The following is a 22,397-nucleotide window of genomic DNA, read 5'->3' as shown; positions in this document are numbered from 1 at the left end:
CCGAAGTGAATATGCTTGTCCGGCGTGGGAGAAATCCCAGGTTTCCATTTCGAGAGGGCCCGGAACCCCTTAATAAGATGACTATTGCAAGTACTGACGAACACTGTAAGCATCCCGCATTGCTGACGCTTTTCAGCGAGAACGACCTGCGTCCCGCCCGGCGCGCGGTTAAGCAGATTGTGCAGCATTTCCCGTTCGACAATCGTCAGGTGGCGGACATCACGCTCGCGGTTGCCGAAGCCTGTGTCAACGGCGTCCGCTACGGCGCCGCCCCCAGTGTCCCCGAAGATGCGCCGGTGGTCACGGTCGCCGCTCTTCCAGCGGACGACCATCTCGCCATCGAAGTCCGCGATTTTGGGGATGGCTTCACGTTTGAAGAACCGCACATGGCGGAGAATTCGGCGGAGTCCGGACGCGGCATCGCATTGATCCACGCCCTGATGGACGACGTGGACATCACCAGCACCCGGCGCGGCACCAAGGTCCGAATGGTCAAATATTTCAACCGCTGAGCGCGCGGCGCCGGTTCCGGCGCATAACGTTAATGAAGTGACAACTCAGTGACAGGCCCCAGACGCCTACTCCCCCTCATCGTTGTCCTCGCCCTCGTTGCGCTGTTCGCCTTCCGGAATAACCACGAGCTTCGCGAAGCCGTCCGCATCCTCCAACACGCCCGTTCCGGGCCCCTGATGTGGGCGCTCGCCGCCCAGATCCTCTATTATGCCTTCGCGACGCTCACCGTTCGGCAGTGTCTGCGCCTCGTCGATTTTGACATCCCGTTCGCCCAATCGCTGCGGGCCACGTTTCTGCTCATATTTGTCAACCGAATCGTGCCCGGCCCGGCGGCCACCGGCCCCGCGGCCATGTACCTCATCCTCGGCCGGCGCGGACTGGACAAAACGCGCGCCGCATTCGTCGGGCCGATGTTCTATGCCGTGGATTACGCGGCGTTCTTCCTCCTTCTGCTGCTGGGGGTCCTCAGCGCGATTCTGAACCGGCAGGATGTGCGCTCGGCTGTCGCGGCGATTCCCATCGTGGGCGTCGCCGTCGTGGTCGCGTGGGCGGCTCTGCGGATGTGGCGGCGTCCCGAACGCGTTCGCCGCTTCCTGACCAGATGGCGCGACGCCCTGAACGCAACGCTCGCCGGATTGCGGTTGAAAGCCCGGCTGCCCGCGAACGGTCCGGACCACGTGGCGGAAACCGTCGCCGGCATGCGAGACCGTTTGGACCGCCATCCCGGCATAGGCTGGAAGATGGGGTTCGCCGGCGTCGCGATGCTTCTGTCCGACGTGGTGACGATGGCTCTGTGCCTCAGCGCGTTTGGCTACTCTCCCTCCGTGTCCACTGCGCTCCTGGGGTTCTGCCTCGCCACCGTTGGCGCCATCATTTCGTTTCTCCCGGGCGGTCTGGGCACCTTTGAAATCGCCATGGTCGCCGGGTTCGGGAGTCTGGGCGTGCCCAGACCGGTCGCCCTGGCCGGGACGCTTGCTTACCGCATCATCGCCACCTGGCTCCCCGCGGCTCTCGGGGTGTTCGCGTCGGGCGAACTGGCTCGGCCAAAGGCGAATCGGGACGCAGGGTAAGGGCTGAATGCGCCCACCCTGCGTCCCGATTCGGTTAACCCTCCCGGTATTCGGTACGGCGGGCCGTACCGTGGACCGCCGTCTGTGCTAGAAAGCGTAGACGGTTCCCAGAAGCACCGTCGCCTGGGAGTCCTTTCCGGTGCCATCGTGATTCTGAAATGAATCCGCGTTGGACTTGTCGTATCGGAATTCCGCGCGGGTGAGGAGGCCGGTCGTGGATTTCCACTCATAGGTAAGCGTCGCTTCCTTCACCTTCTGAACCGTGCCTGTGGTGAAGCCATCCTTATCATCGTAATACTCCGCGCGGGCCACCACGGCTGTGGATGGCGTGAGCGCCTGGCGGACGTAGCCGGCCACCCCGCTCCATTTCACGTTCTGCCCCGCAACCTTGTCGAACCCGAAGTCCGTGTTCAGCATCAGCGACGTCTTGTCCGTTGCGTTGTAGGTCAGCACCGTGTCAATCAGGTGCCGGATATCCTTGTTGTCCTTGTTCTGCTCGGGCCCTCCCATGTAGTTCTGCACCCAGGTGAACTTCGGCGTGAACGCCTTGGTGTACATAAAGCCGACGCTGGGCGAGGTGTTATTGTCTTCAACATTATTCCAGCCGTTGACCAGATGCAGGGTGAGGCTGGATGTCGCGTCGATTGGGTGGTTGTATCGCAGTCCGGCGTGGTAATAGGGGATGGCCCACGCGAAGAGCAGGCTGCGCGTGTAGTTCCAGTTGTCCTTGGTTTCGATCACCTCGGCGCCGTGGGAAGTCACGAATTTGCCGACATCGATCGTGTCCCCTTTGCCGAACGCCTTCACCGGGGCGGTCAGGTAGGCCTGTAGGATATGCTTGTACGTGTCGGCGCCACCCGGTTCGCCGGCGTGGATATAGTCCGTGGCCTTCCCGAACGCCAGGTTCACATGGAACCCAACCGGGGCCGGCGCCTTCTGGATAACCACTTCCGCCATGTTGAGAGCGAACTGATTGTCCTTGAAATCAAAATTCCGCAGGTTGTTCTGGATGGGATTGAGAGTGGTTCCGCCTGCGCCGTCGGAAATGTACCGCTGCGGACGGTTGAAATTGTACTCGTAGTACCAGTCCACGAAGCCGCTCACCTGGATGGCGGGCGGCGCCGGAGCCTGGACGACCGGGGCATCCTGGGCGTGAGCGACGGCGGCAAGCAGCGGCAAAGCCGCGAAGAATGGGCGTATCTTGTGCACGGGCAACCTCCATTGAACATCCGCGACGCGAGAGCAGGGACAATTCCCTCGTTCCGTCCGATCCTCTCGGCTGTCGCAAGTCGATGTTCAAACAATACCATTCAGGCCGTTTCACACCCGTGGCGAAACCATTAAGATTGCATTAGGCCGGTGTTGCCGGCTTGTTTCGAGAGCCCGAATGAAGAGAGGATGACCAATGTGAAATTCTTTTGGAACTTATATTCAACCGTCCATTCGGTCTAAGCATCCTGCCTCCATATACCGATGCTATCATCATGGCAGAGCAATCACGCTCTCCGCGCAATCCCTCGACCCGTCCGCCCGGACGAAGAGGAACACGCGTCATCCCCTTTTTGGAGGAGGGAGACAACTGTGAGACTTACTGTTCGCTCGCTTGCGGCCATGATGGCGCTCGCTATGACCGTTGGTCTGGGTGTGGCAACACGGACACACGCCCAATCTTTGACCACCGGCACCATCGCGGGAACCGTCAGTGATGCCAACGGCAACTCCCTGCCCGGTGTTCAGATCTCCGTTGACACCGGCCAGATGGACGTCACGAACGCCTCCGGCAAGTTCGTGATCTCGGACATCCTTCCCGGCACCCACACCGTTCAGGCAGCCCTCGTTGGCTTCCAGACGGTCAGTGCCAGCGTGAACGTGACCCAGGAACTGACGAGTACTGTTGACCTTGTCCTTTCCAAGCGCGAAACCGTATTCACGGGCGTGCAGACTGTCATTGCACCGCTCATTCACAAGAACGTCACCCCGACGCTGTACACCGTGACCAGTAAAGAGGAGCAGCTCGTTCGCTCTCAGCCGAACAACCTGTACCAGTATCCTGGTGCCCTCATTTCCCAGCCTGGTATTATCCCGGACGCGGACGGCTACCCGTCCGTGCGCGGATCGCGCATTCAGGAAGTCGGCTACATGCTGGACGGCATCCTCATCGTTGAGCCGTCATCCGGTGGATTCGCCACCAACCTCGTCACCGTCGGCCTCGACCGGATGAACGTCTACACAGGCGGCTACCGCGCTGAACTCGGCTCCGCCATCGGCGGCATCATCAATTCCGTCGTCAAGACGGGCGCCTCCATGCGCGGCCAGGCCGCCGTGGAAGCCAGCACCGGTTCGTGGGATTACAGCGGCCTCGTTTACGAACAGGGCAACGTTGAAAAGAACGGGTTCAACTGGTACGTCTCCGGGAACTTCTTCCGCACACGCTTCGAGAAGAACCACCAGCTGGAATCGCTCCCCGCATCCAACGACGAAATCATCAAGCTCATCCAGCCCTTCGGCAAGAAGGACCGCTTCACCCTGATGTACACAAACGGCGCCGAGCATTACAACCTGCCCGTCAACGACCCGTACACCGGCAAGCCTTGGGCCGACACCTATACCGGCGCCCACATCTACGAGTTCAACTACCAGAACAACGCCTTTGTGAGCACTCCGCTCACTCAGGACTACCAGGTCCAGCAGCACAACATCGGTTCCCTCACATGGAACCACCAGTTCACCAATACCAGCGGACTCACCGGCCAGTTCTATTCGTGGGACCGCCGCGTGGACGCCAACCAGCTGTCTTCGTGGGACATCGCGGACGTCACCAACCGCGACAAACTGAATGCCGGCAAACTCGACTTCACCACCCAGATGGGCCCGGCGTTTACGGTTCGTATCGGCGGTGAGATGGTCGACGCCGCTAACAGGAACGCGCTCGTCCAGCTGTCCGGCGATTTCAACGACCCAGCGTCGCTCCGCGTTTCCCATCGCGTTCGCCATAACCCCACGCTGGACCGCAACGGCTATCTGTCAACCACCTGGAAGCCCACCGGCAGCCTCGTGATCGACGCCGGTCTTCGCTACGACTCCCGCCGGTATGACCGGTCGGCAGCCGCCGCCACCCTGAGCACGATGACAAACGCGGACCGCAAGGCCGCGGACGAGGCTCTGCTCGCTACCATGGGCGCCAAGAACACCTACTCCAAGACCACGCCGCGTATCGGCGCCACGCTGACCCTGTCTCCCAAGACGCTCTTGAAGGCGTCCGCCGGACGTTTCATTCAGTTCGCGCCGGCCAACCTGGAATCCCGCTACTACGTTGCCACAACCGGCCCGGGCGGGAACACGCGCCCGCTCAGCATGGGCAACCGCCGCCTCTTTGACGTGAAGCCGGAGATCGTGGATGGCTATGACGTGGGCATCGAAACCCAGCTGTCCAAGGTCGTCGGCCTCGCTATCACGCCTTACTATCGCAAGACCAAAGACGCGTTCAACTACACGAACTTCGGTCAGTACGATCCGACAGACAAACAGGGCTTCGTTTACAATAACAGCGGCCATGGCAAGACCAGGGGCGTTGAGACCAAACTCGAGATGCGCGAAGTGAACGGCCTCAGCGGCTGGATCACCTACACGTATCAGACCGCCAAGAGCAACGTCGTCGGTTCTCTCGTTACCGATTCTATTGGCTCGGCTACCGATCCGAACGCGGAGCATCGCCTGAACTTCGACCAGAAGCACACGATCTACGTCGTGGGCAAATACAATAAGGGCGCCTTCGAGATCAACCCGATGCTCGAACTCGGCTCCGGCTACCCGTATGGACAGCCCGGCGACGGTCCTACCGGGGCCGGCTACGGCCTGGACCCGAACGGCAACCAAACCACCGACGAACTTCCCATCATCGTGAACGGCAAGCTCAACACCGGCGAAGTGAACCCGTTCAACACGGGCTGGCACAAGAACCTGTCCGTCACCTTCCGCCTCTACAACAACAAGCAGAAGTCGTCTTACTACTTCATGCAGGTTCAGAACCTGACGAACAGCAAAGACGTAACAGCCAAGTTCTGGCAGAACCCGCTGACGGGCACGAACACCTACGGATACGTTCCCACCCCGGTAACGGTGGACGGTACAACGTACCCGGCGCACTTCGAGTACAAGACGTGGACCACCGTCCCGCCGATCTTCGTCCTCATCGGTGTCCACCAGACCTTCTAAACCCACAAAGAGGCAATCGCCTCCACGTTAAAGGAGCGTGGCCCGGACTTCGGTTCGGGCCACGTTCCTTTTTGGTGGATGGTGAATGGCGGGTGGGGGAAGGTAGTTGAAGTGGCGATTCCACTTCCGCCCCGCTATCGGGCCAAATGGCCGTCTGTTGTGGCATCATACGGATGGAAGAACCGGAAACGGTGGAACCAGTCATTTTTGTGGAGGTGAGCGACATGAAATCGAAGTTACTGCTGCTGGCGGCGATGGGGGTGATGGCGGTCTTGGTGGCCGGCTGCGGCGGCGGCGGCGGCGGAGATACTGACGTCTCCCGGATCAAGGGCCGCTATCGCGAGCTGCAGAAAGGCATTGAGAACAAGGATATCCAGCGCGCGATGTCCGTGTATTCCTACTCCTACCTGGACTACGGGTACACCTATGACGACGTTAAGAACGGCTTCGCCAACCTGTTCATCGACTGGAACAACATCCAGGAAGACCAGGTGTTCCACGACATCCGCGTGGCTGGCAACATGGCCTACGTTAACTGGACCGAGACGCTGACCGCCACAGATGCCAATACCGGCCAGGTGAGCCAGTCCGTGCAGACCTACGACGATGTCCTTCACTGGGAAAACGGAGACTGGTACCTTTACGGCAACCAGCAATCGGCGGCGCCCGCCGCGAAGAGAGCGCTCCGCTACAGCGGCCAGCGCCTCCGCGAAGCACCCGCCAAACCTCGATAGCCATTTGTGCCCCGCCCCACCGGGCGGGGCACAAACGTTGTTTGGGTGATAGACCCGCCGAATCATGGCATAAGCTTGCGGGACCTGCGGCTGAGAGCATTGCCGGGGCGCCTGAAAGGACACCTGCCATGCGCGATGTGTGCGGCGGATACGCCATTACTAAAACTCCTGTTGTTTTCGGTCCGTGGTCAGTCGCTTTGGCGGCGGGCCCAGACGCTCGTCCTGTGCGCCTGACGCAGCTGGCGATTCCCGATGCCCTGTACGAGGCCGACCTTGCCGCCGTGACCGCCGTCTACCAGCGCATCGTGGCCGCGGCGGTGGCTACCCCAAGCCCGGCCTCCGTCCTGTCCGTGCTCGGCGGAGGGGTGGAGAGCGGAGTGCTGTGGTTGGCGGAGGAGGCTCCCGGCGGGTCGTCCCTCGCGGACGTCATCGCTGGATCCGGTCCCATGGCCGCCGATCACGTGCTGGCTTTCATGCATTCAGTTGCGGCCGCGCTCGAACCGATGCACTCGGCGGGCATTTACCATGGTTGGCTGTGCCCCGCCAACGTGTTCCCGGAAGGCGCAGCCGTTCGCGTCGGCGGTTGGGTTTGGGCGTACCCTATGGCGCGACTGGCCGACGTCGGCGGTCTCGAATCCTGGCCTGAAGAGGCCTACGTGGCGCCTGAGTCAAAGCAGGGGGGCCAGCCGACCGCCGCATCGGAAGTCTTCTCCGCGGCGGCGATGGCGGCCTTCGCGTGCTCGGGTAAGGCGCCCGCCGGCGCGGGAGCGGTCACCGGGCTGCCGCCGGCATGGGAGAATGCCCTCCGAACAGGCATGTCCAGCGACCCCGGCAAGCGGTACGGAGGGGTGAAGGAGATGACCGTCGATGTGACGGTCGAGCAGGCCATCTCGATGACCGACCAGGCCGAGACCCACGCCGTTCCGACCGGCGGCGACGTTCCCGATTGGGCCACCGATCTGTTGGCGGAAACGATCGCCCAGCGGGACGCCGTTCCGGCGCCGGTGGAGGCTGCCCCTGCGCCGCCGCAACCGACCGCCGCGCCGCCACAACCGGCCCGGCAGGCTCCGGCGCCCGCCGCGCCCGTGGTTGCAGAGGCCGTGGTAATCGTCGAGCCGGCTATGCCGGCGTCGCAGAAGGCGTCCGGCGGCTCAGTTTTCGAATGGAACGTCGGCGATCAGCCCGGTAAGTCCTGGGCGCCCCTTGCCATCGGAGTTCTCAGCGCGCTCTTCGTGATCCTCGGCATCGCGATCACCCTGGTGCACCATCACTGACCCCGCGCCGCGCGTTTGGACAGAGCTGGGATTTCGAAATGCGGCCTTCTCGGGCCGCATTTCCTTTTTCGGCAGCGTCCCCGTCCGATTGCCGGCGCCGGAGGTGGCCCCAAAACCAGGGACGGCGGACGCATCTATCGCATCCGCCGTCCATAGGCTCGTCGCTCCATATTGTGCCTCCAACCCTCTCAGGCCGGTTGCGACCCGGATTGTCCGGGATACTGAACGGAGCCGATTCCAAATACGTTTTACCACTTCCATCTGAATTTGTCACATCCGGACGCAGTGGATATTCGGGGAAATGCACGCGGGCGCCGCGGTCGTGCTCCGTCACCCCTTCAGATAGTGGTCCGCCACCTGATTTGCCAGCCGCGTCAACACGGGTTCGCCGCCGTTGACCAGCAGAATAACGCTCAGTCTGTCCTTCGGGAATTGCGCAATCACCGCTCTCTGCCCGACGCCGCTCGAACCGTAGTGCCAGATGCGCGGGCGGCCCCTGTAAGTGTCCACGAAGAACCCGAATCCGTATTTGCACCCCGACGGATCCGTCACCGTTCCGGGCGTCCACATTTGCCGGCGTTCCGCCGCGGTAAGGACCTTGTCCGTGTCGAGCGAGATGTCCCATTTGGCGAGGTCCAGCACGGTCGAAAGCACTCCGCCGTCGGAGATCTCCGCGGAATCCCCCGGCGGGGCGCCGTTCACAAATACACCCGCGTTCCACACATATCTCGCGGCGCGGTGCGGAATTACGGCCATGGAATTCGCGTTGCGCGTTGCCGTCATGCCGAGCGGTTTGAACACGCGGTCGGCCAGCAGGACGGGGTCGGGCGCCCCGCTCACCTGGTGGATGATCAGCGCCAGCATCACGTAACCGGTGTTGCTGTACGCGTACTTCTCGCCCGGTTTGAATTTCAGCGGGAATCGCGCCACCGCGGGTGGAATCGCTGAGTCCGGCGCGTTCGGCTCCAGGTTCAGGTTGAGGTTGTCGTTCAGGTAGTCCGGGATGCCGGAAGTATGGTGCAGCAGATGACGGACCGTGATGCCATCCCATGCGGGAGACGTGCCCGGGAAGTACTCTGTGACTGGGTCATCCAGCCCCACCTTGCCGTCGCGCACGAGAAGCATGATGCCGGTCGCGCAGAATTGCTTGCTCACGGAGTGCAGGCTGTACACCGTTTCCGGCGTAGCGGGCGCCTTCAACTCCAGGTTGGCGAACCCGTAACCCTGTGCCCGGATGACCTTCCCGTTTTGCACGATCGCCATTGAAAGCCCTGGCACGTGCGTCTTATGCATCACGTTGCGTATCAGGTCGTCCACCCTGTCGGCGTGCCCGGGGGCGGAGAGCGCACCCGCCAGAACGGCCGCGGCAAAGAGGCTGGAAATGGTGTTTTGCATATGTCTTGAACTCCGGGGCATGGCGCCCGCGACGCGATCAGTTACCGCTTCCTGTCGTTCAGAAATTGCGCGGCGATCCGGTTGACCAGCGCCGGCAGTTTGGGCTCGCCGCCGTTCACCAGGATGATGACGGTGACCTTGTCGTCCACGTAGCGCGCGATAACGCTCCTCTCGCCGCTGAACCCCGCGCCGTAGTGCCACACTCTGCGATGGCCGTTGAAAGAGTCGAGGTAGAATCCGAAGCCGTAGTGTGCCTTTTCTTCTTCGTCGTACGGGCCCGGCGTCCACATCAGGCGTATCTCTCCCGCCGTTAGGATCCTGTCGGTATAAAGCGCGGCATCCCATCTGGCGAGGTCGAGGACCGTGGACAGCATCCCGCCGTCCCCAATCTCAGGCACGGTCGACGGCGGCCTTCCATTCACGAAATGGCCGTTCTGCCAATCGTACCGCGCGGCGCGGCGCGGGATGATATCCGCCTGGCTGGACGTCCTCGAAGAGGCCATCCCCAGCGGTTTGAAGATCCGTTCGCGGAGGAATTCCGGGTCCGGGCGGCCGGTCAGTTGATGGATCATCAGTGCCAGCATCAGGTACCCGGTATTGCTGTACGCGAACTTGCTGCCCGGCGCGAACTTGAGGGGCAGTTTGGAGACCGCGCCGGGGATGGCCGAATCCGATGCGGCGTCCGGCAGTTTCAGGTCTTCATTGAGATAGTCGGGGATTCCGGATGTATGATTAAGCAGATGCCTGACCTGTATCGCATCCCAGGCGGGCGAGCACTCCGGGAAATACCTGGTCACGGGGTCGTCCAGTTTGATCTTCCCGTCGCGGATGAGCAGCATGATCCCGGCCGCGCAGAACTGCTTGCTCACGGAATGCAGGCTGAACACGGTGTCGGGCGTCGCACGGATGCCCAGTTCAAGATTCGCGAATCCGTAGCCTTTGGACCGAATCACCTTGCCGTTGCGGACGATCGCCAGGGCGAGACCGGGAATGTGGCGCTTGTGCATCTCGCTGCGGATTTCATTGTCCACGGCATCCGCGAACGACCTGCCGGCCTGGAGAAGCAGGCCGGCGAACACCAGCGTTCGCAGCGCCATAATTCGACTCACGGTTGCCATGGGCCGATGAACTCCTTTATGCGGCACATTTCTTGCCACTGAACATAGCGGTTTGCGGGCGGCCTTACAGACTGAGTGTTCCCTGGCGCCTCGCACGGAAGTCAAAGAGGTAAGCGCGATGAACTCCCGATATTGGCTGCTGGCCGGCGCTCTGATGCTGGTTCCCGCCGCGTGGTCAGCACCCTTGTACGGTGATGTGAACGGAAACGGTGTCATTGACTTCAAGGACGCCGTCGTATTGCTGCGAGTGGCCGGTGGCCTGCGCCCCGACACAGATTCCGTCCGGCGAACGGGCGACGTGGCTCCACTACGAGACTATAACGGTGGCAGTTTCGGGGATGGCAAGATCGACATACTGGACGCGCTGCGCGTTTTCCGCAAGGCCGGGGGTTTGTCTACCGCCGAATGGCCCGCCAAGTTCACCGCTTTCGTGCTCGAACAGGACAACACCTTCGTGCTCCGAAAATACGGAGTCAACGGCGCCGCCGTCACCGGGCCGGACCAGGATGTTCCGGACGTGGCCGAAACCATCTCGGGCCCCATCACCGATCTGGTCGGCGGAACGGCCGTGCCCGGTGTCTACGTGATCAAGCCGGTCAATGGCATCGAAGAGCACATGCTTCAGGTGCTGGACGGCACGAACACGCCGGCCTCGCTCCAGGCCACCCAACTCGTGTTCGGAGGGAACGCCACAACGTTCAATCCGCCGCTGATTGTTGCCCAGTATCCCTTCCAGGACGGCGTCACCTGGTTCGGACAGACTACGGTGACCGACGTGGTGTCTGGCTTGCAGTTCCCGGCCACATACGCCGGAACGGTTCAGGGGCCGGTGGTGGTCACAACGGCCGACCAGACGCACGCTTTCGACAACGCGTGGCGCGTCACTATCACCTACAGCACCGCGTTCCCCGGCCCGAGCGGCACGGAGTATTACTGGTTCGTCCCGTTCCTCGGTCCGGTTCAGCACGGGTACAGCCGCACGATCTTCCTGCAGACGACGACGATCAACCCCGACTACAAATTGGTGAACGCGAACATCCACGGCGTGTTGTATCCGTAGGCGAGCGCCGGTCAGGCGAGGGCAGGGGGCGATATTGAGAATCATTGCGGCGGCGGCGGTTATCCTCGGGGCAGCGTGCGCACACGCGGCGCCGGTCTATGGCGATGCGAACGGCGATGGCGCGGTGGACTACCGGGACGCGGTTGTCCTGCTGCAGGCGGCGGCCGGGTTCACGCCCGTCGATGATACGATGCGGCGAAACGGTGACGTCGCCCCGGTGAACGACTACAACGGCGGCAGTTTCGGCGACGGTAGAATCACAATTCTGGACGCGTTGCGGGTCGCGCGCCGGGCCGGAGGCCTCTCGACCGCCGCGTGGCCGGCGAAATCCACGGGGATGCTCCTGGAGAACGGCAATTCGTACACCGTCCGGAAGTATGACGCCACCGGCGCCGCCACGACGGGGCCCGGAACCGGCCTCCCCGACGAATCGAACGTCATTACAGGGCCGATCTCCGAGACAGTGGGCGGAGTCACCTACAACAACGTTTACGAGGTGACCGCGTCCGACGGCGCCGTGCAGCATCTGCTTCAGGTCACGGACGCGACGGACACGCCGGCGTCCGTTCAGGCAACCCAGCTCGTGCTCGGCGGCAACGTAACCTCGTTCTCTCCGCCGCTCATCGTTGCCAAATACCCTCTGCAGAATGGAACGACGTGGAGCGGAACGACGACGGCGACCAGCCCCGCCGCGCCCTCGCCGGTGACGGTTTCGTACAATGCCAGCGTCTCCGGACCCGTATCGGTCACCATCGCCGATGGTGTACACATCTTCGATAACGCCTACAAGGTGACGCTGAATTACAGCAGCTTCCCGTTGCTGAGCGGCAAGGACTACTACTGGTACGTCCCATTCCTCGGCCCGGTGCAGCACGGCTACACGCTCACCACCCTCCTGACGACGACCAAGACCATCAATCCGGACGTCAAGCTCGTTTCAGCGAACGTCCACGGAGTGCTGTACCCGTAGGCCGGCGGCTCACGCTTGCGCGGCGGCGCGCCCTCTCGCATCCAGCACAACCAGGAGCACCGATATATCGGCGGGGGTGAGCCCCGGTATTCTGGACGCCTGCCCCACTGTCAGCGGGCGGACCGCGCCGAGGTTATGAATGCCTTCGTTGCTGAGGCCGCGAATCGCCGTGTAGTCGATATCCGGCGGGATGGCGCGGTCCTCCATGCCCTTCTGCCGTGACGCTTCCAGCCTTTCCCGCTCGATATAGCCGGAATACTTGATGCTGACGCTCAATGTCTCGACATCGGAGGACTGAGGCCTGAACGCCGGCAATTCCCGCGCATTGCCTGGTACCACGCGCTCAAGGTCGCATATATCGTGGTACGAAAGGCCGTTCCGTTTCAGCAGGTCGCCCAGAGTGGTCGGCTGCGCCATCGGCGGCTGTCCGCGCTCCGCCAGCCATGCGAGCACCGCGGCGGTAGGCGTCACCACCGTGCTGAAAAGGTGCCGCTCCTCGCCTGCGATCCAGTCCCGCCGCGCTTCGAACAACCCCCAGCGCGTATCATCGACAAGACCGACCTCGCGACCGATCGCGGTGAGGCGGAGGTCGGCGTTGTCGTGGCGCAACAGCATCCGGCGTTCCGCCCGGCTTGTGAGCAGGCGGTACGGCTCATTGACGCCCTTCGTCACGAGATCGTCGATCATCACCCCGATGTACGATTCATCGCGACGCAGCACCATGGGCGGCTCGCCCCAGGCCAGGCGTGCCGCGTTGATCCCGGCGACGAGCCCCTGGCCCGCCGCTTCCTCGTAACCGCTGGTGCCGTTGATCTGCCCCGCCGTGAACAGCCCCCCGACGCGCTTGGTCTCCAGCGTGGGGTACAACTGCTGGGGGAACACCACGTCATACTCGACCGCGTAACCGGGCCGGAGCATCACCGCTTCCTCCAGCCCCGGCATCGTGTGGAGATATTCCACCTGCACTTCGGCGGGCAGGCTTGTGCTCATTCCCTGTACGTAGATGCTGTTGGTGTCCCAGCCCTCCTGCTCCAGGAAGACGTTGTGGCGGTCGTGGTGCGGGAAGCGGACGACCTTGTCCTCGATGCTGGGGCAATAGCGCGGGCCGATACCCTCGATGTGACCTCCGTACATCGCGCTGAGGTGAAGATTGCGGCGTATGACCTCGTGCGTCGCCTCGTTCGTGAACGTGAGCCAGTTGCTCAGCAGGCCGGGACGCTCCAGAGGCTCGGCGGTGAACGAAAACCAGAGCGGTTGGGGATCCGACTGCTGTTCCTCGGCCTTCGAGTAGTCGACTGACTCCTTCGCCACGCGCGGCGGCGTCCCGGTCTTGAACCGGCCCAGGTCGAACCCCAGCGCTTTCAGGGCTTCGGAGAGCGGATATGATGCGTCCTCGTCAACCCGGCCTCCGACCGTCTTCACATCGCCGGAGTGCATCAGACCCCGTAAAAACGTACCAGTCGTCAGTACAACCGCCTTCGCCGCAACTTCGCCGTTGAGTCGGGTGATAATCCCCAGAATCCGGATTGGCCCCGCTGAATCCTGAATCCTGAATCCTGACTCCTGGCCCTTGGATCCTGTCTCCTGTCTCCTGCCTCCTGCCTCCTCAGTCAGCAATCCGACGACCTCGTCCTCCAACACCTCCAGGTTTGGCTGGTTCTCGATGGCGTCCAGCATGTGCCGGTGATAGAGCGACTTGTCGCACTGGGCGCGGAGGCATTGGACGGCCGGCCCTTTGGCGGTGTTGAGCATCCGGATGTGCGTCGTCGTGGCGTCCGACGTAATGCCCATCTGCCCGCCCAGCGCGTCGATCTCGCGCACGACGATGCCCTTGGCAGGCCCGCCGATGGAGCAGTTGCACGGCATCGTGGCGATGCTTGCCCTCGAAAGCGTCACGAGCAGCGTGCTGCGCCCCATGCGCGCGGACGCGAGCGCGGCCTCGCACCCCGCGTGCCCCCCGCCGATCACGATGACGTCGTATTCCCGGTCCGAACTCATACGGGCATGATAGACGGGAGTTGCCCCCTCCCCCTAACCCCCTCCCCCGCGCTGCGGGAGCGGGGGAACCCGGAATGAACTCCTCCTGCAGCCACCCACACCGCGTTCTGTCGCAGACCTACTGGTTGCCCGTTTCGGCTCCCCTCCTCCGCAGCGCGGGGGAGGGGCTGGGGGAGGGGCTGGGGGAGGGGGCTCCGTACCGGTGCGCTTCGACATACCTGGCAATCGTCTCAACCACGGCTTCGATATCCGATAGCACGTCGGTGTTCGTGAAGCGTAAGACCTCCAACTCGAACTTCCGCATCGCGGCGTCCCGGGCGTCGTCACGCTCCCGCTGGGAGGCTTCCAAGTGAACGGCGCCGTCCACTTCAATCACGAGGCGTGCGTCGTCGCAGTAGAAGTCGGTAATGAAGCGGCCCATGGGGTGCTGCCGCCGGAAATGCGCGCCGCATACCTGGCGCCGCCGCAATCGATTCCAGAGATCGTGCTCGGCGGGCGTCGGCTCCTTGCGGAAGCAACGAGCCTGCTGAATGAGCCTATCGGTAGGTCTGTCCTTGCGATCTACGCCGTGATTCCGGCTCCCCGCCCCCGCAGCGCGGGGGAGGGGCTGGGGGAGGGGGCACCCCTACACCCCCAGCGCCCGGTCCAGTATCTCCACCGGGTGAAGCACTTCCAGGTTCTCGCCGTGCTTCAGCAGGCCGTCGTTGATCCAGCTCAGGCAGCCCGGGTTGGCCGTGATGACCATCTGCGCGCCGGTCGCCAGGATGTTGTCCACCTTGCGGCGTTGCAAACGGCCGGCCATATCGGGCTCCAGGAAATTGTAGATGCCCGCGCTTCCGCAGCAGAGCTCGGATTCCTCGAGCGGCAGCAGCGTGAGGCCGGGAACCTGCGCCATCAGGCGGCGAGGGGCCATCCGTATGCCCTGCGCGTGGCCGAGGTGGCACGCATCGTGGTAGGTCGCTACGGCGCGGACCGGGTTGAGGGGCTGGGTGAGGCCGAGCGCGTCCAGGAACTCGTTGACGTCCTTCACCTTGGCGCTGAACGCCGCCGCGCGGGCGGCCCAGGCCGGATCGTCGCCCAGCAGGTGGCCGTACTCCTTCATCGTGGACCCGCAGCCCGCGCTGTTCACCACGATCGCCTCGACGTCCACCCTCTCAAACGCGGCGATCGTCTTCTTCGCCATCTCCTTCGCCCGGTCCAGTTCGCCGTTGTGAGCGTGCAAGGCGCCGCAGCATTGGTGGCCTTTGGGAATCAGCACCTCGCAACCGTTCGCGGCCAGCACGCGGATCGTCGCCATATTCACATCGTGATACAGGACGTTCATCACGCAGCCGGACAGCATCGCCACGGTCGCCCGCTTCCTGCCGGCGGGCGGTGTGCGCCGGGGGACGCCGTGCGCCAGGGGAGCTACCGGGTGGTGCAGGTTCATCGGCTCGGTACCGCCCAGCAGGCGGGTGAACAGCGCCGGTATCACGTTTCGGCCCGCGCCCAGAATGCGCCCGGCCCAGGCCGCCGGCCCCATCGCGAGGGCCGCGCGGCGCTCGTCCGTCAGCGTCCAGAGCAGCAGGCGTTTCGCTCGCGAAATCGGTTTCGGGTCCATACCGGCCAGGCGAATGCGCTGCCTCTGAATCTCGATCAGCCCGCCATACGCGACGCCGCTCGGGCAGGCGGTCTCGCAGGCGCGGCACCCGACGCAGCGCGATAGGTGCTCCACCGCCGACGCGTCCAGCTCCCGAACGCCCTCCTCGACGGCGCGCATCAGGTAGATGCGTCCGCGCGGGCTCTCCGCCTCGTTGCCCGTCTCGGCATACGTTGGGCACACATCGAGGCAGAAACCGCAGTGAACGCAGTCCAGCAGGCCGTCGTAGAACGACCGGACCGGCGCGGGTGAATTGGTGGCTGTTTGCTCCATTACGTGCATCCTACGCCCCACGGGCGGTGGGGGTCAATGAGCGGGGAATTGCGCACGTTCGTTCTCGGCGGCACGGCGGTGCGCCGGACCGTGATTGAACGATGGACGCCCCCAGCCGGAACTTCATGCCCCTGAGAGGTGTGATACTTCCGTTCCAGCCGGCCCAATCCCGGGCGGCTGTTGATCAGGAGGTACGTTAGATGAACCAAATGGCTTTGCGCACCGCGCGTTACGCCGCCTTGATACCCTTCGTGTGCGCAGCAACCCTCGCAACGGCAGTGACCCACGCGTGGGCTGCCCCAACGGCTACTGTTGTCGCTACCGGGCTCGATGCACCCAAACAGGCAGTCGTTGGCCCCGATGGCTGGGTGTACGTTGCCCTCTCCGGGCACGCCGCCCCCACCGATCCTCTCCTGGACGGGGCTCCGTTCAACAAGTCCGGCGGTGTTGTCAAGGTATCCCCGGACGGAACTGTCTCCCCGGTCGCGACCGGGCTCCTCTCCCGTTTCGATGAAGGCGCCTCCGTCGGCCCATCCGGCCTCGCGTTCTGGCACGGCAGCCTTTACATCGCACAGGCGATCTACGATCCCCTCAACGGCGTTGCAGGCGACCTCATTTCGTCCCCGATCCTGAAAGTGGTCGGAAGCCGGACGCGAACGTTCACTTCCTTGCTGGCGGAGTCCAACGATCTATCCGTCGGATCGGCGCCGGATACCAACCCGTTCGCAATGACGGTGGGCGCGGATGGGCAACTGTATGTTGCGGACGGCGGCGCCAACGGAGTGTGGCGCGTCGCACCGAACGGTGACGCATCCCTCTTCGTCCAGTTCCCGGGCGATCCCACGGTTACCGGAATCGCCGTAAGAAGATCACCTCGCGACGAAGGCAGATACCAGAGAGGGCGCAGTTTCGGCGGCCTGGTAGTATGCCTCTTCGGGAACGGCAGATCCGGCTTTGCGAATGGCAGAGTGGAAATGGTCGATGGTGAGGGGCACCATACCCTCGTTCCGACCGGCACGATCACGATGCCCATCTCGCCGGCCTATTCGCCTTCCGGCCAGTTGTACATCCTTCAGTTCGCCACTCCCAACCCCAATCCTGGCCCGCCGTTCGTACCGGGGAGCGGCGCCATCTGGTCGATCGCTAAAAACGGCGCCGCCACCAAGGTGCTGGACGGGCTCAATTTCCCGACCGGGCTTTGCTTCGCGCCGGACGGGACCGCCTACGTAACGAATAACGGGATCCTGCCGGGAGCCGGCACGGTCTCAGGCGAGTTGCTCAAGGTAGTCGGACTGTAAGTTGAAGCGGTTGGGGGCCGGCATGTAACGTTCGCCGGCCCCCACGGTCTTCGGGGAACAAGAATGCGATTGCGGAGTGTTGCGTATGTTCTGGCGCTGGCGCTGGGAGGGACCATGGCCCACGCGAAGATAGTCTCGAAGCCGATCGAATACTCATCAGCGGGGCTCACGATGCGGGGCACGATCTCCTGGGACGACGCCACATCGGCCAGGCGCCCCGGTATCCTCGTAGCCCACGACTGGCTGGGCGAAGGGCCGTTCTCGCGCTCTAAGGCGGAGGCGCTGGCCAAACTCGGCTACGTGGCCCTCGCGGTGGACCTTTATGGCAAGGGGGTTCGGGCGGCAAACGCCGACGACGCCGGCAAGCTCGCCGGCGCGCTGAAGGCCGATCGCCCGCTGCTTCGCGCGAGGATGAGGGCCGCGATGGATGCCTTGCTTGCCAACAAGATGGTGGATCCCAGGCGCGTCGCCGCCATCGGGTACTGCTTCGGTGGTTCGGCCGCGCTGGAACTGGCCCGGAGCGGGGCGGACGTGGCCGGAGTAGTCACCTTCCATGGCGGGCTGGACACCCCCACGCCGCAGGACGCGAAGAACATCAAGGGCAAGGTGCTCATCCTCCACGGCGCCGACGACCCGTTTTCGCCCCTCACGCAGGTCATGGCCCTGAACCAGGAGATGAAAGACGCCGGCGTCGACTACCAGATCGTCCTGTACAGCCACGCCGTCCACTCGTTCACCAACCCCGAAGCCGGTTCGGATAACTCCAAGGGCGCTGCCTATAACGCGGAGGCCGACCGCCGCTCTTGGGAGGCGATGAAGGCCTTTTTCGCCGAGATATTCAAAAAGGAGGGGTGATCCGTCGCATATTGAAAGGAGAATGAACGCTCGCCCCTCCACCGATTCGGCCCCTGCACTCACATTCGTCGCCCTGGGCGATCTGCACATTGGCGCGAATGACCGCGCGCGCCTGGAGACGGCGTTCCGGGGCGCCGCCCGGCACAAAGACGCCGCATTCCTCGCGGCGCCGGGCGACCTCACTAACGCGGGCCTTCCCGAGCAGTATGCGGAACTCCGCGCCTATGCGGAGCGCCTGCCCATGCCCCTGGTGGCAATAATGGGCAATCACGAATACCACACCGGCCCCGACGATGACGCCAGGAAACGATTTTGCATGGCGCTCGGCCTGAAGGCGCCGTCGTACATCCGGACTGCCGGGCCCGTGACGATGGCCTTCCTTTCCACCGACCGCGATATCGACGGCTGTTCGGTGGATATACGCGACTCGCTGCCGATTCTGGAGAGCGCGCTCGAGCGCGCCAAGGGCCCGGTTATCGCCTTCTGCCACGCGCCGCTTTCGGGAACCGTCGGCGCCGCGGAAGGGCGCAACTGCTTCCTGTCCAGCGATCCCTTTTTCAGCGTCGGCTGCAGCGCCCGGGTGCGCGCGCTGGTCCGGTCCGCCGGAAAGCCGGTCGTCTGGATCTGCGGCCACACCCATTCCCCGCTTGCCACGGATGGCCTGATCGGCACGGAATACGCCGGCGATACGCCGATTCACACGGTGAACCTCTCATCGCCGTACTATACGGGGCGCGACTTCGTACAGACGGAGCCCATCGCGGTGTACCGGTTCGAGGTGAGCGAAACCGGGGTGGAAGTGATCATCGAGGACGCCGACACGGGCGCCGTGCTGCGGCGGGAGAGCCTGCCTCCAGGATAAGGCGCCCCGCCGCGAAAACGGTACGACCGGCGTCCCGCCGATCTCCGGGCCTGCGATAAGCGTTCGGGAAGGCCGGCGAAACGCCTGTTATTCCTCCGCAGTCGGCTTCAGCCGACTTTGGGGGGCGCCAGACGCCGACTTCAGTCGGTGTGGCACGCTCCCGCCGGATCCCCCGGAGGCGAACACGGTACGACCGGCGGAACGCCTGCTATCCCTCCGCAGTCGGCTTCAGCCGACTTTGGGGGGCGCCAGACACCGACTTCAGTCGGTGGGACACGCTCCCGCCGCTTGCCGCGAACACGGTACGACCGGCGGAACGCCAGCTATTCCTCCGCAACCGGCTTCAGCCGACTTTGGGGGACAACAGACGCCGACTTCAGTCGGCGTGGCACTTCCACAAAACGTGGATCCGGCGGCCTACGCAGTTCGTCCGAAAAGAGGAACACCCCAAGGGCCGCGGGCGTCAATACGGATGTAGCATTTTCAGGGGGTTGGGGGTATACTTAATAGGGAGAGCACTAATCGTTGGTTATACCAATGGCCCTCATCCGGCATCGATGCCGCCGCGCCTCTGCGGCGGTCAACCCGCCCCAGGCGGGTGCCCCACGGCGTCGATTACCGTGACAAAACCTTCCGAAAGGGGGTGACTAAACTACAACCGAATACACCGCCATCCATTTATACCATCATAACCGCTCCCCAATCACAGGGAGTGGCGTCGGTAAGTCCGGTCCATCACCGGCGCTTGCGACGCGGCCGCCCGACAGCACGCGGCCTTCGTCGCCCAATGTCTTCCCGCTTCGGCGGCGGACCCAAGGGTTCGGCAACGGCAAACTGAAAACCCGGCAGTGTCAACGTCCTGGCTGACTCTTGAAGCCTTTGACGTGGGCGCATACCCCGGGGTTGCATAGCAGGTTCACACAGATAATTGATTCGAATGGAGAAAACAATGCAACGGAAAAGAGCGTTTACGCTCATTGAACTATTGGTGGTTATCGCCATCATCGCGATCCTGGCGGCCATCCTCTTCCCGGTCTTCGCCAAAGCGCGTGAGTCCGCCCGGAAGACGAAATCCCTGAACAACATCAAACAGCTCGCCACCGCCGTCACCATGTACTCCCAGGACTACCAGGAAACCTTCCCGGGCTGGACCCAGATCAGTGCGACCGCTTACGCGCACAACTGCTGGGATGAGCAGATCAACGCGCAGGTCAAGGCCAAAGACGCCTTCAATAACGGCGACACCGGCATCAAATCGCTCGCCGATCCCGTTCGCAGCCGCGTCCTCACCTACGGCATCAACGCCCTGCTGATCACGCCTCCGCTGGCCACCTTCACCGGCAACGCCGACTTCAGCGCGGCCAACAACAACCCGCCCGCCCCGTCCAGCCCCGGCGCCATCGGCAGCCCGGCCCAGACGATCCTCTTCGCGGAACTGGCCACCAACACGGCCATGACCGGAACCTACGCGCCGCTCACCCCCGCACCGATCGTTGGAACCCCGCCCTCCGGCACCGGCTCCACCCAGTGGCAGGGTGCTCTGTCCAGCCCCATTGACATCAGCCCGCGCGCATTCGTTGAAACCGGCACCAACGTCACCTCCTACAACGAGCCCTGGGCCGCCGGCGTGGCGGACAAGGGCGTTGCCCGCGACCTGTACGGCGGAGGCGGAGTCTACGCCTTCTGCGACGGCCACGCGCAGTTCATGAAGATCGGCAAGAGCGTCGGCCTCGGAACTTCCGTCGGCGGCACCGTCATCACCAACACCAACTGCTGGGCTGCCGGCAATACCAACAACATGTGGAACCCGCAATAGGCTGCCGCATGACTGTCTAAAGGGAGGGGCCTCCACCTTCACGGTGGAGGCCCCTCCTTCGTCAGCCCCTCCGGGCCCAGGGGTGCGTGTCAGGAATGTGGTGCGTGTCCGATCCCGTTAGTCCCCATCGGCTGAAGCCGACGGCTGGTCGCACAGAGTCGTCTGAAGCCGACTGATGAACGCGCACACCGACGGAAGCCAACCGGGTTGAGCCGGTTTCGTATAGCAGACGTCGGCTTCAGCCGATGGGGCAAATGCGGGCCCCCTCCCCCCACCTTGCACTTTACATTCTCCATTGCACGACCCAAGACCCCCAGCCGCTGTTTGACACGGCGCTCCGTTCTCTGGTATCATTTCTCTGTCTCAGCGGCCCACATGGGCCGCCAATTCGTATCGGAGGTATCTACATCAACGACCGCTATAGGGGGCGTGACCCCCGCGACTTCCGGGATATGCCCCGGCTCAATGAGCGAATCCGCGCAATGGAGATTCGCGTGGTGGACGAAGACGGTGGCCAATTGGGCATTATGTCCAGCCGTGAGGCCAACGACCTCGCCCGTTCGCGTAACCTGGACCTGGTCGAGGTTGCCCCCCAGGCGAAGCCGCCCGTCTGCCGCATCATTGATTACGGGAAGTACAAGTACGAACAGAGCAAGCGCGAAGGCGAGGCCCGCAAGAAGCAGAAGACTTCCGACCTCAAGGGCATCCGCATGCGCCCCCGCATTGACGAGCACGATCTGGTCACCAAGGCCAACAACGCCCGTAAATTCCTGGCCGCCGGCGATAAGGTGAAGGTCACCATGCTCTTCCGAAGCCGCGAAGCCACCCACCCCGAATTCGCCCGCAAATCCATGGACCGCATGGCCGACGAAATCAAGGAAGTCGGCATCGTGGAGCGCCCCCCCATACTCGAAGGACGCCAGATGACCATGATCCTGGCGCCCAAACCGGCCGCGTGATTTGGGAAACGGGGAAACCGGGTGATTCGGAAATGAGGTAATCGGGAACGCAGACGGTCTGCGTGACATCCTGAGCGAAAACTCCTTGCGGCAAGCCGCACCACAAAAGATGAAAATGGCGACGGTGGCCGTCTCTGTCGTCCGAAGGACGATTGGCCGAAGGCCCTTCAGACGGGTACTTCAGTGCCCGGTCGGTAGCGCTGTTTTCACAACTGCGAAGGATCTCAACGCGACCTTGAGATCCTCCGCTTCGCTTAGGATGACAGCCTGATCCATTTCTCCATTTCCTCCTATCCCCATCTCCCTTCTCGGGGTTGGCCGTCGCTAACGTGCCCTGGCTCGATACGG

Annotated in this window: 18 protein-coding genes; 12 read left to right on the top strand and 6 right to left on the bottom strand. The window is 63.3% G+C overall.

Annotated features, from left to right (window positions below; translation table 11 throughout):
• Positions 1-77: 77 nt before the first annotated feature.
• Together VGM51_11250 and VGM51_11245 are read left to right on the top strand one after the other, a co-directional pair.
• The gene (locus tag VGM51_11250) at positions 78-512 is read left to right on the top strand and encodes an ATP-binding protein (protein ID HEY3413613.1); all 435 of its coding nucleotides are present in this window, start codon (positions 78-80) and stop codon (positions 510-512) included.
• A gap of 48 nt (positions 513-560) precedes the next feature.
• A complete protein-coding gene (locus tag VGM51_11245; protein ID HEY3413612.1) occupies positions 561-1,583 on the top strand; it encodes a lysylphosphatidylglycerol synthase transmembrane domain-containing protein in 1,023 nt (340 codons plus the stop codon).
• 87 nt (positions 1,584-1,670) lie between these two features.
• Here the strand turns inward: VGM51_11245 and VGM51_11240 are convergent, their stop codons facing one another.
• A complete protein-coding gene (locus tag VGM51_11240; GenBank protein ID HEY3413611.1) occupies positions 1,671-2,792 on the bottom strand; it encodes a porin in 1,122 nt (373 codons plus the stop codon).
• A 372-nt stretch (positions 2,793-3,164) separates the two neighbouring features.
• Between VGM51_11240 and VGM51_11235 the strand changes: the two genes are divergently transcribed.
• From VGM51_11235 to VGM51_11225, 3 genes are all read left to right on the top strand, one after another.
• Complete coding sequence (locus VGM51_11235) at positions 3,165-5,798, top strand: TonB-dependent receptor (GenBank protein HEY3413610.1); 2,634 nt, start codon at positions 3,165-3,167, stop codon at positions 5,796-5,798.
• Between the two features lie 224 nt (positions 5,799-6,022).
• Positions 6,023-6,532, top strand: a complete 510-nt coding sequence (locus VGM51_11230; protein ID HEY3413609.1) for a hypothetical protein — start codon at positions 6,023-6,025, stop codon at positions 6,530-6,532.
• Between the two features lie 224 nt (positions 6,533-6,756).
• The gene (locus tag VGM51_11225) at positions 6,757-7,806 is read left to right on the top strand and encodes a hypothetical protein (GenBank protein ID HEY3413608.1); all 1,050 of its coding nucleotides are present in this window, start codon (positions 6,757-6,759) and stop codon (positions 7,804-7,806) included.
• A 330-nt stretch (positions 7,807-8,136) separates the two neighbouring features.
• Here VGM51_11225 and VGM51_11220 read toward each other — a convergent pair whose 3' ends face one another.
• Together VGM51_11220 and VGM51_11215 are read right to left on the bottom strand one after the other, a co-directional pair.
• Positions 8,137-9,201 carry a serine hydrolase domain-containing protein gene (locus tag VGM51_11220; GenBank protein HEY3413607.1) on the bottom strand — a complete coding sequence of 355 codons (1,065 nt, stop codon included), beginning with the start codon at positions 9,199-9,201 and terminating at the stop codon, positions 8,137-8,139.
• Between the two features lie 41 nt (positions 9,202-9,242).
• A complete protein-coding gene (locus VGM51_11215; GenBank protein ID HEY3413606.1) occupies positions 9,243-10,319 on the bottom strand; it encodes a serine hydrolase domain-containing protein in 1,077 nt (358 codons plus the stop codon).
• 118 nt (positions 10,320-10,437) lie between these two features.
• Here VGM51_11215 and VGM51_11210 point away from each other — a divergent pair, with 118 nt between their 5' ends.
• Together VGM51_11210 and VGM51_11205 are read left to right on the top strand one after the other, a co-directional pair.
• Entirely contained in the window at positions 10,438-11,379 is a 942-nt protein-coding gene (locus VGM51_11210; GenBank protein ID HEY3413605.1) for a dockerin type I repeat-containing protein, read from the top strand.
• A 34-nt stretch (positions 11,380-11,413) separates the two neighbouring features.
• Positions 11,414-12,349 carry a dockerin type I repeat-containing protein gene (locus tag VGM51_11205; GenBank protein ID HEY3413604.1) on the top strand — a complete coding sequence of 312 codons (936 nt, stop codon included), beginning with the start codon at positions 11,414-11,416 and terminating at the stop codon, positions 12,347-12,349.
• A 9-nt stretch (positions 12,350-12,358) separates the two neighbouring features.
• Here VGM51_11205 and mnmG read toward each other — a convergent pair whose 3' ends face one another.
• The 3 genes from mnmG to VGM51_11190 all read right to left on the bottom strand — a co-directional run bounded on the left by mnmG (position 12,359) and on the right by VGM51_11190 (position 16,259).
• Positions 12,359-14,347: a tRNA uridine-5-carboxymethylaminomethyl(34) synthesis enzyme MnmG gene (mnmG, locus tag VGM51_11200; protein ID HEY3413603.1), complete on the bottom strand. Its 1,989-nt coding sequence runs from the start codon at positions 14,345-14,347 to the stop codon at positions 12,359-12,361.
• A 118-nt stretch (positions 14,348-14,465) separates the two neighbouring features.
• Positions 14,466-14,879, bottom strand: a complete 414-nt coding sequence (locus VGM51_11195) for an endonuclease domain-containing protein (GenBank protein ID HEY3413602.1) — start codon at positions 14,877-14,879, stop codon at positions 14,466-14,468.
• A gap of 93 nt (positions 14,880-14,972) precedes the next feature.
• A complete protein-coding gene (locus VGM51_11190; protein HEY3413601.1) occupies positions 14,973-16,259 on the bottom strand; it encodes a heterodisulfide reductase-related iron-sulfur binding cluster in 1,287 nt (428 codons plus the stop codon).
• A gap of 200 nt (positions 16,260-16,459) precedes the next feature.
• On the opposite strand from VGM51_11190, the gene VGM51_11185 reads away from it, so the two are divergent.
• The 5 genes from VGM51_11185 to infC all read left to right on the top strand — a co-directional run bounded on the left by VGM51_11185 (position 16,460) and on the right by infC (position 22,049).
• Positions 16,460-17,557: a ScyD/ScyE family protein gene (locus tag VGM51_11185; GenBank protein ID HEY3413600.1), complete on the top strand. Its 1,098-nt coding sequence runs from the start codon at positions 16,460-16,462 to the stop codon at positions 17,555-17,557.
• Between the two features lie 63 nt (positions 17,558-17,620).
• Positions 17,621-18,412 carry a dienelactone hydrolase family protein gene (locus VGM51_11180; GenBank protein HEY3413599.1) on the top strand — a complete coding sequence of 264 codons (792 nt, stop codon included), beginning with the start codon at positions 17,621-17,623 and terminating at the stop codon, positions 18,410-18,412.
• 22 nt (positions 18,413-18,434) lie between these two features.
• Positions 18,435-19,274 (top strand): metallophosphoesterase, encoded by an 840-nt coding sequence (locus tag VGM51_11175; protein ID HEY3413598.1) that lies wholly within the window; start codon positions 18,435-18,437, stop codon positions 19,272-19,274.
• A 949-nt stretch (positions 19,275-20,223) separates the two neighbouring features.
• Entirely contained in the window at positions 20,224-21,090 is an 867-nt protein-coding gene (locus VGM51_11170; GenBank protein ID HEY3413597.1) for a prepilin-type N-terminal cleavage/methylation domain-containing protein, read from the top strand.
• Between the two features lie 452 nt (positions 21,091-21,542).
• Positions 21,543-22,049 (top strand): translation initiation factor IF-3, encoded by a 507-nt coding sequence (gene infC / locus VGM51_11165; GenBank protein HEY3413596.1) that lies wholly within the window; start codon positions 21,543-21,545, stop codon positions 22,047-22,049.
• Positions 22,050-22,397 lie beyond the last annotated feature (348 nt).

The sequence above is a fragment of the Armatimonadota bacterium genome (assembly GCA_036504095.1).
In the GTDB taxonomy this organism is placed as follows: domain Bacteria; phylum Armatimonadota; class DTGP01; order JAKQQT01; family JAKQQT01; genus DASXUL01.
Note: the sequence above shows the minus strand (reverse complement) of the source record. Positions and strands in the feature narration are given on the sequence as shown.

What these genes read in the sequence shown, in the direction of transcription:
- VGM51_11250 (HEY3413613.1), top strand. Translation starts at nt 78, where the DNA reads ATGACTATTGCAAGTACTGACGAACACTGTAAGCATCCCGCATTGCTG.
- VGM51_11230 (HEY3413609.1), top strand. Translation starts at nt 6,023, where the DNA reads ATGAAATCGAAGTTACTGCTGCTGGCGGCGATGGGGGTGATGGCGGTC.
- VGM51_11220 (HEY3413607.1), bottom strand. Translation starts at nt 9,201, where the DNA reads ATGCAAAACACCATTTCCAGCCTCTTTGCCGCGGCCGTTCTGGCGGGT.
- VGM51_11215 (HEY3413606.1), bottom strand. Translation starts at nt 10,319, where the DNA reads ATGGCAACCGTGAGTCGAATTATGGCGCTGCGAACGCTGGTGTTCGCC.
- VGM51_11210 (HEY3413605.1), top strand. Translation starts at nt 10,438, where the DNA reads ATGAACTCCCGATATTGGCTGCTGGCCGGCGCTCTGATGCTGGTTCCC.
- mnmG (HEY3413603.1), bottom strand. Translation starts at nt 14,347, where the DNA reads ATGAGTTCGGACCGGGAATACGACGTCATCGTGATCGGCGGGGGGCAC.
- VGM51_11190 (HEY3413601.1), bottom strand. Translation starts at nt 16,259, where the DNA reads ATGGAGCAAACAGCCACCAATTCACCCGCGCCGGTCCGGTCGTTCTAC.
- VGM51_11185 (HEY3413600.1), top strand. Translation starts at nt 16,460, where the DNA reads ATGAACCAAATGGCTTTGCGCACCGCGCGTTACGCCGCCTTGATACCC.
- VGM51_11180 (HEY3413599.1), top strand. Translation starts at nt 17,621, where the DNA reads ATGCGATTGCGGAGTGTTGCGTATGTTCTGGCGCTGGCGCTGGGAGGG.
- VGM51_11175 (HEY3413598.1), top strand. Translation starts at nt 18,435, where the DNA reads ATGAACGCTCGCCCCTCCACCGATTCGGCCCCTGCACTCACATTCGTC.
- VGM51_11170 (HEY3413597.1), top strand. Translation starts at nt 20,224, where the DNA reads ATGCAACGGAAAAGAGCGTTTACGCTCATTGAACTATTGGTGGTTATC.
- infC (HEY3413596.1), top strand. Translation starts at nt 21,543, where the DNA reads ATGCCCCGGCTCAATGAGCGAATCCGCGCAATGGAGATTCGCGTGGTG.